The organism is Streptomyces sp. NBC_01433 (assembly GCF_026340105.1).
Taxonomy (GTDB): domain Bacteria; phylum Actinomycetota; class Actinomycetes; order Streptomycetales; family Streptomycetaceae; genus Streptomyces.
Genome location: NZ_JAPEPM010000001.1, coordinates 5,525,464 through 5,540,865, shown reverse-complemented (window position 1 = coordinate 5,540,865; position 15,402 = coordinate 5,525,464). Strand labels below are relative to the sequence as shown.

The following is a 15,402-nucleotide window of genomic DNA, read 5'->3' as shown; positions in this document are numbered from 1 at the left end:
GGGCCGCCCGGCCCCCGGCACGGACGCCGTGGGCCCCGGGGCGGACAAGCCCCGGGGCCCACGGCGTTCAACTGTCACACGGCGTTCAGCCGTCACACGAGGCGGGCGCGGACCGTCCCGGCGACCTCGGCCAGCGGTACGGACGTCTGCTCCCCGGACTCCATGTCCTTGAGCTGCACCACGCCCTCGGCCAGGTCACGTTCGCCCGCGACAATCGTGAAGCGCGCACCCGACCGGTTCGCGCTCTTCATGGCGCCCTTCAGGCCCCGGCCGCCGAACGCGAAGTCGGCCGCGACGCCGCTCCTGCGCAGCTCGGTGACGATGCCGAACAGGGTCCTGCGGGCCTCGTCGCCTAGCGGGACGGCGTACACGCTGGTGGTGGCGGGGATGTCCAGCTCGATGCCCTCCGCCTCCAGCGCCAGCACCGTACGGTCCACGCCGAGCGCCCAGCCGACGGACGGGAGCGCGGGGCCGCCGATCATCTCGGACAGACCGTCGTAACGGCCGCCGCCACCGACCGCGGACTGCGAGCCCAGACCGTCGTGGACGAACTCGAAGGTCGTGCGGGTGTAGTAGTCGAGGCCGCGGACGAGCTTCTCGTCGTCCTCGTACACGACCGAGGCGGCCGTCAGCAGCTCACGGACCTCCTCGTGGTACGCCTTGCAGGCGTCGCACAGGTAGTCGCGGAGCTTCGGGGCGCCGACGAGCTGCTTCTGCACCTCGGCCCGCTTGTCGTCCAGGACGCGCAGCGGGTTGATCTCGATGCGGCGGCGGGTCTCCTCGTCGAGGTCGAGGTCGCGCAGGAAGCCCTGCAGCGCCTCGCGGTAGACGGGGCGGCACTCCTTGTCGCCGAGCGAGTTCAGCAGGATGCGGAACTGGCGCAGGCCCAGCGAGCGGTACGCCTGGTCGGCGAGAATGATCAGCTCGGCGTCGAGAACCGGGTCCTCGGCACCGATGGCCTCGGCACCCACCTGCGAGAAGTGGCGGTAGCGGCCCTTCTGCGGGCGCTCGTAGCGGTAGTACGAGCCCGAGTACCAGAGCTTGACCGGGAGGTTGCCCGCCTTGTGGAGGTTGGCCTCCAGGGCGGCGCGGAGCACCGAGGCGGTGCCCTCCGGGCGGAGCGCCAGTTCGGAGCCGCCCTTGGTGGTGAGGGTGTACATCTCCTTGGTGACGATGTCGGTGGACTCACCGACACCGCGGGCGAAGAGGTTCACATCCTCGAAACCGGGCGTCTCGATGTAGCCGTAGCCGGAGTTGCGCAGGGGCGCGGAGATGGCCTCGCGCACCGCGAGGTACTTCGCGGAGTCCGGCGGGGTCAGGTCGTACGTGCCCTTGGGGGCCTGAAAGGTGCTCACAGAAACGTCTCTCGTCACATTCCTCGTCGCGGCGCGTCCATACCGTGCAGGTACGGATTGGAGTCGCGCTCGCGGCCGATGGTCGTCTGGGGGCCGTGGCCGGACAGCACCACGGTCGAGTCGTCGAGCGGCAGGCACACGCGGGCCAGCGAATCGAGCAGCTCGGCGTGGTCGCCACCGGGCAGGTCGGTGCGTCCGACGGAGCCGGCGAAGAGCAGGTCGCCCGAGAAGAGGACCGGCGGTACGTCCGCGGCCTCGGGCATCCTGAACGTCACCGACCCCTTCGTATGGCCGGGCGCGTGCGAGACGCCGAGCTCCAGACCGGCCAGCCTCAGCAGCGCGCCGTCGGTCAGCTCCTTGACGTCGTCCGGCTCCCCCACGGTCAGCTCGCCCATGAGAGGCATCCCGATGGAGCGGCCGAGGGCCTTCTCCGGGTCGCTCATCATGTACCGGTCCTCCGGGTGGATCCAGGCGGGAACGTCATGGGCGCCGCACACGGGGACGACCGAGGCGACATGATCGATGTGGCCATGGGTGAGCACGACGGCGACGGGCTTGAGCCGATGCTTCTTCAGCGCTTCCTCGACGCCCTGGGCGGCCTGATGGCCCGGGTCGATGATCACGCACTCCTCGCCTGCGGCGGGGGCGACCAGGTAGCAATTGGTCCCCCAGGCCCCGGCGGGGAACCCGGCAATGAGCACGATCGTCCTTAATGTTCGTCCGGCGGAAGAGGCCGCGGCAAAGGGTGCGGCGGATCAGAGCCTACCGGCGCTCCTCATTCCACAGCTAACCCATATACGGTACGGGGCAACCCACGCCCGATGACACGACGTACAAGGAGATCAACCGGTGGTCAGCAGCGATCAGCGGCGGCGGCAGCTCGCCCGGGAGAAGTTCGAGCGGCAGCAGCAGCGCCGGGAGGAAGCCCGCAGCAGGACCAGGCGTCTCACCGTGATCATCGCGTCCGCGGTGGCCGTGGCCGCGGTGGTGGGTGTGGGGGCGTTCGTCGCGGCGGACAAGAGCGACGACAAGGACAAGAAGAGCGACGCGGCCGCGAGCCAGAGCCCGTCCGCCTCGCCTTCCGCGAGCGAGAGCGAAGCTCCCGAGCCCGCGATGAAGATCGACAAAAAGGCGAAGTACACGATGTCGCTCAAGACGAGCCAGGGCGACATAGCGTTCACCATGGACGCGGCGAAGACCCCGCACACCACGAACTCGTTCAAGTCGCTCGCGGACAAGGGCTACTTCGACGGTACGAAGTGTCACCGGCTGACCACACAGGGCATTTTCGTCCTGCAGTGCGGCGACCCCAAGGGCGACGGCACCGGCGGTCCCGGCTACACGATCGCGGACGAGAACCTGACCGCGCTCGGCAAGGCGGGCGCCGACGGCACGGTGACGTTCCCCGCGGGCACGGTGGCGATGGCCAACACCGGCAAGCCGCACAGCGGTGGCAGCCAGTTCTTCCTGGTGTACAAGGAGACCAAACTCCCGCCCACCTACACCCCGTTCGGCACCATCGACGAGGCCGGGCTGAAGGCCGTCCAGAAGGTCGGCGAGGCCGGTGTCGAGGGTGGCGCCGGTGACGGTGCGCCGAAGAAGGCCGTGAGCGTCGAGAAGGCGACCGTCAAGAAGGACTGACCGGGCCGGTGCGGCCGGGTGCTCCCGGCCGCCGCCGTGGCCGCCCGGCAGCACCGGAGAATTTCGGCCGCGCTGAGTGCGGACAGCCGGGCGGCCGGTCGCCTAGATTGGCGTTGTGCAGGGCGGGCGATGCCCGCCCCAGGAAACTGTGGACGATGCCCGGGGGGCGAACCCCCTCGCAGGCATCAGGTGGAGGAGGCGCTGTGAGCAGCGACCCGTGGGGCCGTGTCGATGAGACAGGCACCGTGTACGTGCGTACAGCCGATGGCGAGCAGGTCGTCGGATCGTGGCAGGCCGGTTCCCCCGAGGAGGCTCTGGCCTACTTCGAGCGCAAGTACGACGGCATTGTGGTCGAGATCGGCCTCCTCGAACGGCGGGTGAAGACCACCGACCTTTCGGCCAAGGACGCGACGACCGCGATCGGCCATCTGCGGCAGCAGGTCGACGAGCATCACGCCGTCGGCGACCTCGACGCGCTGCGCGAGCGGCTGGACGCGCTCGTCGCGACGGTCGACTCGCGGCGCGAGGAGCGCAAGGTCCAGAAGGCGAAGCAGACCGACGAGGCCAAGCACGCCAAGGAGGCGCTCGTCACCGAGGCCGAGGAGCTGGCGCAGAGCGAGCAGTGGCGGTCCGCCGGCGAGCGGCTGCGGGCGCTCGTGGACACCTGGAAGGGCCTGCCGCGGCTGGACCGCAAGTCGGACGACGAGCTGTGGCACCGCTTCTCGCATGCCCGTTCGGCGTTCTCCAAGCGCCGCAAGGCCCACTTCGCCTCGCTGGACGCCCAGCGCGAGGAGGCCCGTAAGGCCAAGGAGAAGCTGGTCACGGAGGCCGAGTCGCTCTCCGGTTCCACGGACTGGGTCACGACGGCCGCCCGCTATCGCGATCTGATGACCGAGTGGAAGGCCGCGGGCCGCGCGCAGCGCGAGTCCGAGGACGAGCTGTGGAACCGCTTCCGCGGGGCCCAGGACGTCTTCTTCGCGGCCCGCAGCGAGGTGTTCGCCGAGCGGGACGCGGAGCAGGGCGAGAACCTCAAGCTGAAGGAGGAGCTCGCGGTCGAGGCCGAGAAGCTGGTGCCGGTGAAGGACCTGAAGGCGGCCAGGGCCGCTTTCCGGGCCATCAACGAGCGCTGGGAGGCCATCGGCCACGTACCGCGTGACGCCCGTCCGAAGGTCGAGGGCCGGATGCACACGGTGGAGCGGGCGCTCCAGGAGTCCGAGGAGTCCGAGTGGCGCCGGACGAACCCGGAGGCGCGGGCCCGCGCCGCGGGTCTCACCGGTCAGCTCCAGGGCGCCGTGGACAAGCTGCGTTCGCAGATCGACGCGGCGCGTGCCTCGGGCAACAACGCGCGGGCCGACAAGCTGGCCAAGGAGCTGGAAGGCCGCCAGGCGCTGCTGGACCAGGCGCTCAAGGGCCTGGAGGAGTTCGGCGGCTAGGGCCTGTCGGCAGGCCGGACATACGAGAGGTGCTCCTGTACGTGACACGTACAGGAGCACCTCTCGTATGTCGTGCCTACGGCCTGCGGGCCGAGGTGACCCGGTAGACGTCGTAGACGCCCTCCACGCCGCGTACCGCCTTCAGGACGTGTCCCAGGTGCTTGGGGTCGCCCATCTCGAAGGTGAAGCGGGAGGTGGCCACCCGGTCACGGGAGGTCTGGACGGCCGCGGACAGGATGTTGACGTGCTGGTCGGACAGGACCCGGGTGACGTCGGAGAGCAGCCGGGAGCGGTCCAGCGCCTCGACCTGGATGGCGACCAGGAAGACCGAGGACTGGGTGGGCGCCCACTCGACTTCGAGGATGCGCTCAGGCTGCTGGGAGAGCGAGTCGACGTTGACGCAGTCGGCCCGGTGCACGGAGACGCCGCTGCCGCGGGTGACGAAGCCGATGATCGGGTCGCCGGGGACGGGCGTGCAGCAGCGGGCCAGCTTGACCCAGACGTCCTCGACGCCCTTGACCACGACGCCCGGGTCGGCGTTGGCGCGGCGCTTGTTGCGGCCTCGGGAGGGCGGTGCGCTCTCGACGAGGTCCTCGTTGGCGGCGTCCTCGCCGCCCAGTGCCTGGACGAGCTTCTGCACGACGCCCGCGGCGGCGACATGGCCTTCGCCGATCGCCGCGTACAGGGACGAGATGTCCGGGTAGCGCATCTCGTGGGCGAGGGTGACCAGGGAGTCGCCGGTGAGGATGCGCTGGATCGGCAGGTTCTGCTTGCGCATCGCGCGCGCGATGGAGTCCTTGCCCTGCTCGATCGCCTCGTCGCGGCGCTCCTTGGAGAACCAGGCGCGGATCTTGTTGCGGGCACGCGGCGACTTGACGAAGCCCAGCCAGTCCCGCGACGGCCCGGCGCCGGCCGCCTTGGAGGTGAAGACCTCGACCAGATCACCGTTGTCCAGGGTCGATTCGAGCGGTACGAGCCGCCCGTTGACCCGTGCTCCTATGGTCCGGTGGCCGACCTCCGTATGGACGGCGTACGCGAAGTCGACCGGTGTCGCACCCGCGGGGAGCGCTATGACGTCGCCCTTGGGCGTGAAGACGAAGACCTCGTTGCGGGAGAGGTCGAAGCGCAGGGACTCCAGGAACTCGCTGGGGTCCTCGGTCTCCTTCTGCCAGTCCAGGAGCTGGCGCAGCCATGCCATGTCGTTGACGGTGTCCTGGCCGCGTCCGGTGTTCTTGGGGACGTCGGTACGCACCTTGGAGGCACCGGCGACGGCCTCCTGCTTGTACTTCCAGTGGGCGGCGATGCCGTACTCGGCGCGGCGGTGCATGTCGAACGTACGGATCTGTAGCTCGACGGGCTTGCCGCTGGGGCCGATCACCGTGGTGTGCAGCGACTGGTACATGTTGAACTTGGGCATCGCGATGTAGTCCTTGAACCGCCCCGGTACCGGATTCCACCGGGCGTGGACGGTGCCGAGCGCCGCGTAGCAGTCGCGGACGGTGTCGACGAGGACGCGGATGCCCACCAGGTCGTAGATCTCGGCGAAGTCCCGGCCTCGCACGATCATCTTCTGGTAGACGCTGTAGTAGTGCTTCGGCCGGCCGGTGACGGTGGCCTTGATGCGGGCGGCGCGGAGGTCGGACTGGACCTCGTCGGTCACTATGGCCAGGTATTCGTCGCGCTTGGGGGCCCGCTCGGCGACGAGGCGGACGATCTCGTCGTACATCTTGGGGTAGAGGATCGCGAAGGCGAGGTCCTCCAGCTCCCACTTGATGGTGTTCATGCCCAGGCGGTGGGCCAGGGGTGCGTAGATCTCCAGCGTCTCGCGGGCCTTCTTCTCCTGCTTCTCCCGCTTGAGGTAGCGCATGGTGCGCATGTTGTGCAGCCGGTCGGCGAGCTTGATGACGAGGACCCGGGGGTCCTTGGCCATGGCGACGACCATCTTGCGTACGGTCTCGGCCTGCGCGGCCTCGCCGAACTTGACCTTGTCCAGCTTGGTGACGCCGTCGACGAGCAGGGCGACCTGGTCGCCGAAGTCTCGGCGCAGGGTGTCCAGGCCGTATTCGGTGTCCTCGACGGTGTCGTGCAGCAGACCCGCCATCAGAGTGGCCGGATCCATGCCCAGCTCGGCCAGGATCGTCGTCACGGCCAGCGGGTGGGTGATGTACGGGTCGCCGCTCTTGCGCTTCTGGCCGCGGTGCCAGCGCTCGGCGACCTGGTAGGCCTGCTCGATCTGGCGCAGCGTGGCGGTCTCGATCTTGGGATCGTTGCCGCGGACGGTACGCAGCAGTGGTTCGAGCACCGGGTTGTACGGACTGGAGCGCTGCACACCCAGTCGGGCGAGCCGGGCCCGGACGCGGTTGGAGGAGCCGCCGGAGCGGGCCACCGAACCGGTCGGGGCCGGTGACTTCGCGGCGGGCCTGGCCGGGGCCTTGGGAGCGGGCTCGGCGGGGGCCGCCGCGGCGGGCTTCACGGGGGCCGCGGGGGCCGGGCGCTCGGGGGCGGGCTTCGACGGAGCGGTCGGCTTCGCGGGCTCGCCGGGCTTCGCTGAGGCGGCAGCCGGGGCCTGCGCAGACCCGCCCGCGCCCTCGCGCGGCGCGGGCTCCGGCGCTCCCGAGGGCTGGGCCTTCTCGGGCGTGGCGGGTTCCGTCCCGGGCTTGTCGGGCTGCGGGGCGGCGACTGGCTGGGCCTCGTCTGGCAAGAGCGCTCCTCGTGCGGATCCGGGCTACCCGGAAAGCCCATGGTATCGATCCCCCGGCCGGACCTCGCCCGGGGACGCCGGGAGCCCTGACAACGCGGGACGGGCACCCGGTGTTCCCGGGTGCCCGTCCTGTGTGCGTGTCCTGCGCGCGTCCGCTGTGCGCGGTCCGCCGCGCGATCGCCGGTGTGCGGCGCTCAGACGGTGATCAGTGCCTCCAGCGGCGCGCCCCGCAGCGCGGGCTCCAGCCGGGCCCGGCCCGGGAGGAAACCGAGCTCCATCAGGACCGAGACGCCCACGACCTGCGCACCGGCCCGCCGGATCAGCTCCAGCGAGGCCTCGGCGGTGCCGCCGGTGGCGAGGACGTCGTCGATGACCATGACGCGGTCGTCGGCGGTGAGGTCCTCCGCGTGGATCTCGATCTCCGCGCTGCCGTACTCCAGCTCGTAGGACTGCCGGAGCGTGGCTCCGGGCAGCTTCCCGGCCTTGCGGACGGGTACGAAGCCGAGCCCGGCCCGGACCGCGACCGGCGCGGCCAGGATGAAGCCGCGTGCCTCCAGGCCGACGATCTTCGTGGCGCCGTGCCGGACGCACAGCTCCGCGAGGGCGTCGGTGAGTGCCGTGAAGGCCACCGGGTCCGCGAGCAGCGGAGTGATGTCCTTGAACATCACCCCCGGCTTCGGGTAGTCCGCCACATCGCGGATCCGGCTGAGCAGCAGCTCACGGGTCGATTCGGCGGTGCTGGTCATCAGCGCTTCCCGGGAGTCCGGCCGTGGCCCCTGGGCTGCCTGCGCTGGCCCACGACGGCGCCCGCGGTCTCGGCGTCCTCGGGGAAGGCGTCCTGCGGCTGGTCGTCGCGCTCGTCGTCGGGGGACTCGCCCCTGGCGGCGGCCGCCGCACGCTTGGCGAGGATCCGCTTCTTCAGCGCCTTCATCTGCGGCTCGCGTTCCTTGAGGTCGGCGACGAGCGGAGTGGCGATGAAGATCGAGGAGTACGCACCGGCGGCGAGACCGACGAACAGCGACAGCGAGATGTCGTTCAGCATGCCGGCGCCGAGGACACCGCCACCGATGAACAGCAGACCCGCGACCGGCAGCAGCGCCACGACCGTGGTGTTGATGGAACGGACCAGCGTGCTGTTGATCGACCGGTTGGCGATCTCGCTGTAGGTGAAGCGGGTCTGCTTGGTGATCCCCTTCTGGCCCTCCTTGAGGCTGTCGAAGACGACGACCGTGTCGTAGAGGGAGTAACCGAGGATGGTCAGCAGACCGATCACGGTGCCGGGGGTGACCTCGAAGCCGACCAGCGCGTAGACACCGACCGTGATGGTGATGTCGTGGATCAGGGCGACGAGGGCCGCGATGGCCATCCGCCACTCGAAGGCGATGGCCAGGTAGACCACCACGAGGACCATGAAGATCCCGAGTCCGGTCCATGCCTTGTTGGCGATCTGCTCACCCCAGCTGGGGCCGACCAGGTCCGCGTTGATCTTCGCCGCCGGGACCCCGAGGTCCTTGGAGAGCTGCGTCTTGATCGCGTCGGCCTTGGCCGTGTCGACCTCGGTGATCTGGATGCGCAGACCGCCGTTGCCGAGCTCCTGCACGATCGCCTCGTGGCCGGACGCCGCCACTGCGGCCTCGTGGGCCTGGGAGGTCGAGATCTTGGCCTTGACGTCGGTAGTGAAGACCGCGCCGCCCTTGAACTCGATGCCCATGTTGAGGCCACCGACCGCCAGGCCGATGATGGCCGTGATGGTGATCAGTATCGAGACGCCGTACCAGATCTTGCGCTTGCCGATGAAGTCGTAACCGACCTCGCCTCGGTAGAGCCGGGCGCCGAGATTGCCGAGTCGCGACATCTCACGCCTCCTTCGGGTCGGTGGAACCGTTGGCACGGCGCGAGCGGCGGAGCGGCGGCTTGGCGCCGAGCCGCTTCGGGTCCAGCCCGGACCAGGAATTGCCGCTGGAGAAGAACTTCGTCCGGCCCATCAGTGTCATGACGGGCTTGGTGAAGAGGAACACCACGACGACGTCGAGCAGCGTGGTCAGGCCGAGCGTGAACGCGAAGCCCTGGACCTTGCCGACGGTGACCACGAAGAGCACCGCGGCGGCGAGGAACGACACGAAGTCGGAGACCAGAATGGTGCGCCGGGCGCGCGGCCAGGCACGTTCGATCGCCGGGCGGAGCGTGCGGCCCTCGCGGATCTCGTCACGGACACGTTCGAAGTACACGATGAACGAGTCCGCTGTGATACCGATCGCCACGATGGCTCCACAGACCGCGGGCAGGTTCAGCGCGAAGCCGATGGCCGGGCCGAGCAGAGCCATGATCGTGTACGTCAGGATGCCGGAGACCAGGAGGCTGAGGAGCGCGATGAACGCGAGCCCCCGGTAGTAGGCCACCAGGTAGATGACGACGAGCGCCAGACCGATGGCACCGGCGATCAGACCCGCCTTGAGCTGCTCGCCACCGAGGGCGGCGGTCACCGTGGTGACGCTCGCCTCTTCGAAGGTGAGCGGGAGCGCGCCGTACGACAGGATGTTGCCGAGGTCCTCGGCGGACTGCTGGTCGAAGCTGCCGGAGATCTGGGCGTTCGCGCTGAGCGCCGTCCGCACGGAGGGCGCGGAGACGACCTCGCCGTCGAGGACGATCGCGAACTGGTTCATCGGCGGCTGCTGCTGCGAGAGCCGCGAGGTGATCGTCTTGAACTTCTTGGCGCCGCCGGAGGTGAACTCCATCGACACGATCCACTCGCCGGTGGTCTGGTCGATCGCACCCTGGGCGTCGCTGACGTCACTGCCGGAGACCTCGGCCGGGCCGAGCACGTACTTCTCGTACTGACCGGGCGTGTTCGAGCCACAGGCGACGATGGAGTCGGTGGGCTTCGCGTCCTTGCCGGCGGCCGCGCGCTGCTTCGGGTCGGTGCAGTCGAGCTTGGCGAACTCTGCCTGGAGCTTGGCCGTCGCGGGGTCGACCGGCGGCGTCGCGGACGACTTCGGCTTCGAGGTGTCCGAAGCGCCCGGTGTGGGGTCCTTCTTCAGGGCGCCGGTGACCGCGCGCCCCTGGGTGGTGGCGCTCGCCGTCGGGGAGCCGGGCGAGGTGGCCTTGTCACCGGTGGCCTTGTCGCCCGTGTCCTTGTCCCCGGCCTTGGCGGACTCCTCGGCGCTCGGCGTGGTGCCGTCCGAGGGCTTCTCGCTGCCCGAAGGCGTCGGCTCCCCGGGGCCACTGGCCGCGACGGTCAGAACGGGCCGGAAGTAGAGCTGGGCGGTGGTACCGACCTGCTCCCGGGCCTGCTCGGAGTTCGTCCCCTTGGGGATGTTGACGATGATGTTCTTTTCGCCCTGGGTCTGGACCTCGGCCTCGGAGACACCCAGACCGTTGACCCGCCGCTCGATGATGCCGACCGCGGTGTTCATATTGGTCGGATTGATCGCGTTCGGCTTGCCGGGCTGCGTCTTCGCCTCAAGCGTGATCGACGTCCCGCCCGCCAGGTCGATACCCAGCCGGGGCGTGGTGTGACCGGACAGGAACATCCCGCCGGTGAGCGCGACCATGGCGATCAGGATCAGAACCAGGGCACGCCCCGGCCTGCTCTGACCACCGGCCGGCCCGCGGCCCTTCTTCGGTGCTGCCACCTTCTCGTTTCTCCCTGTCCAACCGCCCCGCGCCGGGTACGCGCCCGAGCGGCCACGAAGTGTTGTGGGGACCTGCCCCCGCAGAAAACCGCACGGTCCGGGGGACGCCGCACGCCGGTGGGCACGCGGCGTCCCCGAATCGCGAACTACTTCGCGTCGGTCTCGCCGTCGGCCTTGCCGTCGTCCTTGGCGTCCTTGGCCGCCACATCCTTGGCCGCGACGTCCTTGGCGGCCGTGTCCGTCGTCTCGGCGTCCTCGTCCTCGGCCTTCTTGCCCAGGTCGATCTTCGCGTCGTCCGAGCGGTCCGCGGCGTCGTCGCCCTCGCCGGTGAGCGAGGAGGCGTCGTCCGGCACGACCGCGCCGTCGACGTTCAGGTCGTCGTCGCCGTGGACGATGCGGTTGTACTCCTCGTCGTCGAGGACGGCACCGATCGAGTTCTTGGCGTAGATGGCGTGGACGCCGGGCGCGACCTCAAGGAGAACCGTGTCGTCGTGAAGCTCCTTGACGGTGGCGTACATGCCCCCGATCGTCCGGACGCCGGTGCCGGGCTGCATGTCGTTACGCATCTGCGCAGCCGCCGCCTGCTTCTTCTTGGCGGACCGGGTCATCAGGAACATGGCCCCGATGAGCACGATGAAGGGGAGGAGAGTCACGATATTCACGGGACGGAAATTCCTTCGCACGACCGCGCTGGAATGCGGCCTGTATATACGGGGGTGGGTACACCGACCTGTAAGGGCGGCATCGGCGGAGTCTAAGCGAGTCCGCATCGATGGAACAACGCCCAGCATGGCACCGTGGTTCCGGTAAGGGTCAACCTGTGACGCATCACGCCCCGAAGAGACCCTGTTGTCCCTTTCCGTCGTGCTGCGGAGGCACGAGGCCGAGGTGGGCCCAGGCCGCAGGAGTGGCGACCCGGCCGCGCGGGGTTCTGGCCAGCAGTCCTTCCCGTACGAGGAAGGGCTCGGCGACCTCCTCGACCGTCTCGCGCTCCTCCCCCACGGCGACCGCGAGGGTGGACAGGCCGACCGGGCCGCCGCCGAAAAGTTTCAGCAGGGCGCCGAGGACCGCACGGTCCAGCCGGTCGAGGCCGCGGGCGTCAACCTCGTACACCTTGAGCGCCGCGGCGGCGATGTCCCGGTCGACCGTGCCGTCGGCCTTCACCTGGGCGTAGTCCCGGACCCGGCGCAGCAGCCGGTTGGCGATACGGGGGGTGCCCCGGGAGCGTCCGGCGATCTCGGCGGCGCCGTCCACGTCGATGCCGACGTCCAGCAGCCGGGCGGAACGGTGGATGACGCGCTCCAGCTCGGCGGGGGCGTAGAACTCCATGTGCCCGGTGAAGCCGAACCGGTCGCGCAGCGGGGGTGGCAGCAGCCCTGCCCGGGTGGTGGCGCCGACCAGGGTGAACGGTGGAAGTTCGAGCGGGATCGCGGTGGCGCCGGGGCCCTTGCCGACGATGACGTCGACCCGGAAGTCCTCCATCGCCATGTAGAGCATCTCCTCGGCGGGCCGCGACATCCGGTGGATCTCGTCGAGGAAGAGCACCTCGCCCTCCTGGAGGGAGGAGAGGATCGCGGCGAGGTCGCCCGCGTGCTGGATGGCGGGCCCCGAGGTGATCCTGATCGGGGCGTTCATCTCCGCTGCGATGATCATGGACAGGGTGGTCTTGCCGAGGCCGGGGGCGCCGGAGAGCAGCACATGGTCGGCGGTGGCGCCGCGGGCGCGGGCCGCCTTGAGGACCAGATCGAGCTGTTCGCGCACCCTTTCCTGGCCGACGAACTCGTCCAGGTCCTTCGGGCGCAGGGCCGCTTCGACCGCGGTGTCCTCACCGTCCGCGCCGGCATCGACCAGCCGGTCGTCGAACTCCCCCACCGGCCGTTCGTCGGTGTCGGGTCCGGTCTCGTCCCAGTTCATTCGGTCAGTCCCGCCTCGGGTGTTTCGGTGCCGGTCAGCGTGCGCGGTTCAGGGTCTGCAGAGCGGCGCGCAGCAGCTGCGGCACGGGGGGCTGAGCGCCCTCGGCGAGGGCGGCTTCGGCCTGCGGGGCGACGGCGGATACCGCCTCGTCGGCCTCCCGGGTCGCGTATCCGAGTCCGATCAGCGCGGCCTGGAGCTGGTCGCGCCAGCCGGAGGTGACGGCGGTGCCGATGCCCTGCTGGCCGATGTGGGCGCCCATGGGTTCACCGAGCCGGTCCTTGAGCTCCAGCAGGAGCTTCTGTGCGCCCTTCTTCCCGATGCCGGAGACAGCCGTGAGCGCCTTCTCGTCGCCGGTGGAGACGGCCAGGCGCAGCGCGTCCGGGCTGTGGGTGGCGAGCATGGCCTGGGCCAGGCGGGGGCCGACGCCGCTGGCGCTCTGGAGCAGCTCGAAGACCCGGCGCTCGTCGTCGTCGGCGAAGCCGTAGAGCGTGAGCGAGTCCTCCCGTACGACGAGGGAGGTGGCGAGCCTGGCCTCTTTGCCGACGCGGAGAGGGGCCAGGGTGTTCGGGGTGCACTGGACTGCCATGCCGATACCGCCGACCTCGATCACGGCCGTGGTCAGGGCGAGGGCGGCCACCGGGCCGGAGACGAAGGCGATCATGCGGTACGGCCTTTCAGCGTGCGATGGGCGGCGACGGCCTGCTGGAGCCGGTTCTGCGCGGGCGCGCGCCAGATGTGGCAGATGGCGAGCGCGAGGGCGTCCGCGGCGTCCGCGGGCTTGGGCGGCGCGTCCAGCCGGAGCAGCCGGGTCACCATGGCGCCGACCTGGGCCTTGTCCGCGCGCCCCGAGCCGGTGACGGCGGCCTTGACCTCGCTGGGGGTGTGCAGGGCGACCGGGATGCCGCGCCGGGAGGCGCAGAGCATGGCGACCGCGCTGGCCTGGGCGGTGCCCATCACCGTACGGACGTTGTGCTGGGCGAAGACCCGTTCCACGGCGACGAACTGGGGGCGGTGCTCGTCGAGCCACTGCTCGATGCCCCGCTCGATGGCTACCAGGCGCTGCCCCAGCTCGGCGTCGGAGGGGGTGCGTACGACACCGACGCCGATCATCGTCAGGGGGCGGCCCGCGACCCCTTCGACGACGCCGACACCGCACCGGGTCAGCCCCGGGTCCACGCCGAGTACCCGCATGGAGCCCCCCCTGTCCTCACCGCTCGGTCAACTGTTCTGGCAGGCTATCGGCTCGCACTGACAATGCGACGGGCCGACGGGGTGTGTCCCCGTCGGCCCGTCCGCCGAAGCTGCGCCGGTCGCGCCTCAGGCGTCGACCTTCTCCATGACCTCGTCGGACACGTCGAAGTTGGCGAAGACGTTCTGCACGTCGTCGCTGTCCTCCAGCGCGTCGATGAGCCTGAAGATCTTGCGCGCGCCCTCTTCGTCGAGGTCGACCTGCATGGTGGGCAGGAAGTTGGCCTCGGCCGAGTCGTAGTCGATGCCGGCCTCCTGGAGCGCGGTACGGACCGCGACCATGTCGGTGGCCTCGCTGACGACCTCGAACGTCTCACCGAGGTCGTTGACCTCCTCGGCCCCCGCGTCGAGCACCGCACCGAGGACGTCGTCCTCGGCCAGCTCGCCCTTGGGGACGATGACGACGCCCTTGCGGTTGAAGAGGTACGAGACGGAACCCGGGTCGGCCATCGAGCCGCCGTTGCGGGTCATCGCGACACGTACGTCGGACGCGGCACGGTTGCGGTTGTCGGTGAGGCACTCGATGAGCACCGCGACGCCGTTGGGACCGTAGCCCTCGTACATGATCGTCTCGTAGTCGGCGCCGCCCGCTTCGAGACCGCCGCCGCGCTTGACCGCGGAGTCGATGTTCTTGTTGGGGACGGAGCTCTTCTTCGCCTTCTGGATGGCGTCGACGAGCGTCGGGTTGCCTTCGGGGTCCACGCCGCCGGAACGCGCCGCGACCTCGATGTTCTTGATCAGCTTCGCGAAGAGCTTGCCGCGCTTGGCGTCAATCACGGCCTTCTTGTGCTTCGTCGTAGCCCATTTAGAGTGGCCGGACATCTGCCTTCTCCTTCGCGTCACCAAAATCGATCCGAACCCGAGAGATCCTACCGGGATCCGGTCAGCCGACTGCGCGCACCATGTCGACGAACAGGGCGTGAACCCGGTGGTCCCCGGTCAGTTCGGGGTGGAACGACGTGGCCAGGGCGTTTCCCTGCCGTACGGCGACAATGTGGCCACCGTGCTCGGCGATGACGTCGGCCGCGGCCCCCACGGATTCGACCCAGGGTGCCCGGATGAAGACGCCCTCGACCGGGCCGCCCGCGATGCCGTCGACCTCGACCGCGGCCTCGAAGGACTCGTTCTGCCGTCCGAAGGCGTTGCGGCGCACGATCATGTCGATGCCGCCGACCGTCTCCTGGCCCGAGCGCGGGTCGAGGATCTTGTCGGCGAGCAGGATCATTCCGGCGCAGGTCCCGTAGACCGGCATCCCGGCCCGTACCCGCTCGCGCAGCGGTTCCAGCATGCCGAACAGGACGGCGAGCTTGGACATGGTGGTGGATTCGCCGCCGGGTATGACGAGGCCGTCGACCTCGGCGAGCTCTTCGGGGCGCCGGACCGGCCTGGCCAGGGCATCGGCCGAGGCCAGGGCGATCAGGTGCTCCCGTACGTCGCCCTGGAGAGCCAGGACTCCGATCACAGGGGTGTCGCTCATC

The 15,402-nt window shown here is 69.8% G+C and carries 14 protein-coding genes; 2 read left to right on the top strand and 12 right to left on the bottom strand.

Annotated elements, in window-relative coordinates; all coding sequences use genetic code 11:
* Positions 1–92: 92 nt before the first annotated feature.
* On the bottom strand, positions 93–1,355 hold the full coding sequence (gene hisS / locus OG413_RS25010; RefSeq protein ID WP_266808930.1) for a histidine--tRNA ligase: 1,263 nt from the start codon (positions 1,353–1,355) through the stop codon (positions 93–95).
* 14 nt (positions 1,356–1,369) lie between these two features.
* Positions 1,370–2,056, bottom strand: a complete 687-nt coding sequence (locus OG413_RS25005; RefSeq protein ID WP_266808928.1) for an MBL fold metallo-hydrolase — start codon at positions 2,054–2,056, stop codon at positions 1,370–1,372.
* Between the two features lie 148 nt (positions 2,057–2,204).
* On the opposite strand from OG413_RS25005, the gene OG413_RS25000 reads away from it, so the two are divergent.
* Together OG413_RS25000 and OG413_RS24995 are read left to right on the top strand one after the other, a co-directional pair.
* Positions 2,205–2,996 (top strand): peptidylprolyl isomerase, encoded by a 792-nt coding sequence (locus tag OG413_RS25000; protein ID WP_266808926.1) that lies wholly within the window; start codon positions 2,205–2,207, stop codon positions 2,994–2,996.
* 203 nt (positions 2,997–3,199) lie between these two features.
* The gene (locus OG413_RS24995; protein ID WP_266808924.1) at positions 3,200–4,429 is read left to right on the top strand and encodes a DUF349 domain-containing protein; all 1,230 of its coding nucleotides are present in this window, start codon (positions 3,200–3,202) and stop codon (positions 4,427–4,429) included.
* Positions 4,430–4,505: 76 nt separating this feature from the next.
* Here the strand turns inward: OG413_RS24995 and OG413_RS24990 are convergent, their stop codons facing one another.
* From OG413_RS24990 to pdxT, 10 genes are all read right to left on the bottom strand, one after another.
* Positions 4,506–7,130 (bottom strand): bifunctional (p)ppGpp synthetase/guanosine-3',5'-bis(diphosphate) 3'-pyrophosphohydrolase, encoded by a 2,625-nt coding sequence (locus OG413_RS24990; protein ID WP_266808922.1) that lies wholly within the window; start codon positions 7,128–7,130, stop codon positions 4,506–4,508.
* Between the two features lie 194 nt (positions 7,131–7,324).
* On the bottom strand, positions 7,325–7,876 hold the full coding sequence (locus OG413_RS24985; protein ID WP_266808920.1) for an adenine phosphoribosyltransferase: 552 nt from the start codon (positions 7,874–7,876) through the stop codon (positions 7,325–7,327).
* A complete protein-coding gene (gene secF, locus OG413_RS24980) occupies positions 7,876–8,985 on the bottom strand; it encodes a protein translocase subunit SecF (RefSeq protein WP_266808919.1) in 1,110 nt (369 codons plus the stop codon). The genes OG413_RS24985 and secF overlap by 1 nt, the downstream gene beginning before the upstream one ends.
* Position 8,986: 1 nt before the next feature.
* Entirely contained in the window at positions 8,987–10,762 is a 1,776-nt protein-coding gene (gene secD, locus OG413_RS24975; RefSeq protein WP_266808918.1) for a protein translocase subunit SecD, read from the bottom strand.
* A gap of 146 nt (positions 10,763–10,908) precedes the next feature.
* A complete protein-coding gene (gene yajC / locus OG413_RS24970) occupies positions 10,909–11,424 on the bottom strand; it encodes a preprotein translocase subunit YajC (RefSeq protein ID WP_266808916.1) in 516 nt (171 codons plus the stop codon).
* 166 nt (positions 11,425–11,590) lie between these two features.
* On the bottom strand, positions 11,591–12,676 hold the full coding sequence (gene ruvB / locus OG413_RS24965; protein WP_266808914.1) for a Holliday junction branch migration DNA helicase RuvB: 1,086 nt from the start codon (positions 12,674–12,676) through the stop codon (positions 11,591–11,593).
* Between the two features lie 34 nt (positions 12,677–12,710).
* Positions 12,711–13,337 carry a Holliday junction branch migration protein RuvA gene (gene ruvA, locus OG413_RS24960; RefSeq protein ID WP_266808912.1) on the bottom strand — a complete coding sequence of 209 codons (627 nt, stop codon included), beginning with the start codon at positions 13,335–13,337 and terminating at the stop codon, positions 12,711–12,713.
* A complete protein-coding gene (gene ruvC / locus OG413_RS24955; RefSeq protein ID WP_266808911.1) occupies positions 13,334–13,867 on the bottom strand; it encodes a crossover junction endodeoxyribonuclease RuvC in 534 nt (177 codons plus the stop codon). Before ruvC ends, ruvA begins: the two co-directional genes overlap by 4 nt.
* 126 nt (positions 13,868–13,993) lie before the next feature.
* A complete protein-coding gene (locus OG413_RS24950; RefSeq protein ID WP_266808909.1) occupies positions 13,994–14,746 on the bottom strand; it encodes a YebC/PmpR family DNA-binding transcriptional regulator in 753 nt (250 codons plus the stop codon).
* Positions 14,747–14,807: 61 nt separating this feature from the next.
* Complete coding sequence (gene pdxT / locus OG413_RS24945) at positions 14,808–15,401, bottom strand: pyridoxal 5'-phosphate synthase glutaminase subunit PdxT (RefSeq protein WP_266808907.1); 594 nt, start codon at positions 15,399–15,401, stop codon at positions 14,808–14,810.
* Position 15,402 lies beyond the last annotated feature (1 nt).

Bases quoted from the DNA above. Each gene is read 5' to 3' on its own strand.
- OG413_RS24985 (WP_266808920.1), bottom strand. From the start codon at position 7,876: ATGACCAGCACCGCCGAATCGACCCGTGAGCTGCTGCTCAGCCGGATC.
- secF (WP_266808919.1), bottom strand. From the start codon at position 8,985: ATGTCGCGACTCGGCAATCTCGGCGCCCGGCTCTACCGAGGCGAGGTC.
- ruvB (WP_266808914.1), bottom strand. From the start codon at position 12,676: ATGAACTGGGACGAGACCGGACCCGACACCGACGAACGGCCGGTGGGG.
- ruvA (WP_266808912.1), bottom strand. From the start codon at position 13,337: ATGATCGCCTTCGTCTCCGGCCCGGTGGCCGCCCTCGCCCTGACCACG.
- ruvC (WP_266808911.1), bottom strand. From the start codon at position 13,867: ATGCGGGTACTCGGCGTGGACCCGGGGCTGACCCGGTGCGGTGTCGGC.
- OG413_RS24950 (WP_266808909.1), bottom strand. From the start codon at position 14,746: ATGTCCGGCCACTCTAAATGGGCTACGACGAAGCACAAGAAGGCCGTG.
- pdxT (WP_266808907.1), bottom strand. From the start codon at position 15,401: ATGAGCGACACCCCTGTGATCGGAGTCCTGGCTCTCCAGGGCGACGTA.